Origin of the sequence: Mesorhizobium sp. M2A.F.Ca.ET.067.02.1.1 (assembly GCF_004023285.1) — a bacterium.
In the GTDB taxonomy this organism is placed as follows: domain Bacteria; phylum Pseudomonadota; class Alphaproteobacteria; order Rhizobiales; family Rhizobiaceae; genus Mesorhizobium.
Map to the genome: position 1 here is coordinate 1 of NZ_RZSB01001048.1, position 1,598 is coordinate 1,598.

Sequence of the window (1,598 nt, forward strand, 5' to 3'; positions counted from 1 at the left end):
GTCCAGCGAACCGCCATTCTGCAGCGCCCGGCGCACGCTCTCGGCACTCGCCTCGGCGGCGGCGCGGCTGGCGCGCACGCGCGACAACTCGCTGGACAGCTCGGCGAGCTGCTGAGTCGGCAGCACCGCATTGTTGCCGCCCATAAGAAGGTCTGACTGGGCGCGGAAGGCCGCGACCTTGGCCTCGGCGTCTCTCACCCGATTTTGCAGGTCGGCGATTTCCGGCGCCAGGAAGTCGGTGGCGGCGGCGTTCGATTCGAGCTTGGCGTCACTCTTCGAGGCGATATAGGCAATGGCAATGCCGTTGGCGACATCGGCGGCAAGCTGGGGATCTTTCGACGCGAACTCGATCGCGATCGCGCGTGTCTTTTCGACAGCGTAGACATTGAGCTTGTCGTGCATGGCATTCAGCACGCGCTCTTCCGGCGGGATATCGAAGGGATCACTTTTCAAGCCGACGAGAACGAGGATGCGCCCGAGCGCCGACATCTTCAGTGTTTCATCGAACTCCGGTAGCTTGTCCAGATTGAGCTTGGTCGCGACCTGCTTGAGGATATCGGGCGAGGAAATGATCTGGACCTGAGTCGCCACGCCCTGTTCGTCGAGAATCGGCTTGTCGTCATCGTTGGTGCCCGGCGGCCGGGTGTATTCCGATTCGCGCGAGCCGATCTCCAGCTTGGCTGTCGCCTTGTAATAAGGCGTCGCGAGCCAGGCCAAAGCAAAGGCGAGCCCGGTGACCACAAGCGTGACAAGAACAATGCGCAGCCAGTTCCTCGCTAGGCTGGCGAACAGCTGTCTCAGGTCGACATCGACATCTGCGGCCGCGGACTGAACGGACATGCATCCTGCTCCGAACTTTGAGTCGAGGATGGACCGTAAACAACTATGGTAACTCACCCGTTAAGATCGAAACGAACACTTATTAGACAATCCTCAAAGAACATCCGGCGAAAGCAATAGAACAATTGGGCTTTTTACCGATCAGCACGCTGCCCGATCGCACTCCTTTACCGCCCATTAACCCTAACAGGATGATAACGGTCGCACTTTCCTGGGGTTGTGCCGCGGCTTGCGGCAAGAGCGATGAAGGTTCCTGGCCGGTCATGAAAAGCACTGCTTCCCTCTTTCGCGCTTTGCTTGCCCTGTCGCTGCTGACCGGCTGCTCGAGCTATCGCCCGACGCCGGCCGCCTTCCATGAAGTGCTCGACCAGCCATACCGGCTCGGCGCGGGCGACCGGGTCCGTGTCACGGTGTTCGAGCAGGACGGGTTGACCAACACCTACAGCGTCGACCAGTCCGGCTACCTCTCCTTCCCGCTGGTCGGTGCCGTGCCGGCGCGCGGCCACACCGCGCAGCAGCTGGAAAAGGAGATCGCCGACAAATTGCGCCAGGGCTATCTGCGCGATCCCGACGTTTCGGTAGAGATCGACCGTTACCGGCCGATCTTCGTGATGGGCGAAGTGGGCGCTGCCGGCCAGTATTCCTATGTGCCGGGGCTCACCGTGCAAAAGGCGGTCGCCATTGCTGGCGGCTTCACCTCGCGCGCCAATCAGGAGAGCGTCGACATCACCCGCGACATCAACGGCAAGGTGATGACC

General features: G+C 61.2%; 2 protein-coding genes. One reads left to right on the top strand and one right to left on the bottom strand.

Translation table 11 applies throughout. The annotated features are described in order from the left end of the window. Positions 1-840, bottom strand: an 840-nt coding sequence (locus EOA28_RS35260; RefSeq protein WP_189342372.1) for a GumC family protein, incomplete at its 3' end; no start/stop codon positions are given. 263 nt (positions 841-1,103) lie between these two features. On the opposite strand from EOA28_RS35260, the gene EOA28_RS35265 reads away from it, so the two are divergent. Further along, the coding region (locus tag EOA28_RS35265) for a polysaccharide biosynthesis/export family protein (RefSeq protein WP_148671084.1) at positions 1,104-1,598 on the top strand (495 nt) is incomplete at its 3' end.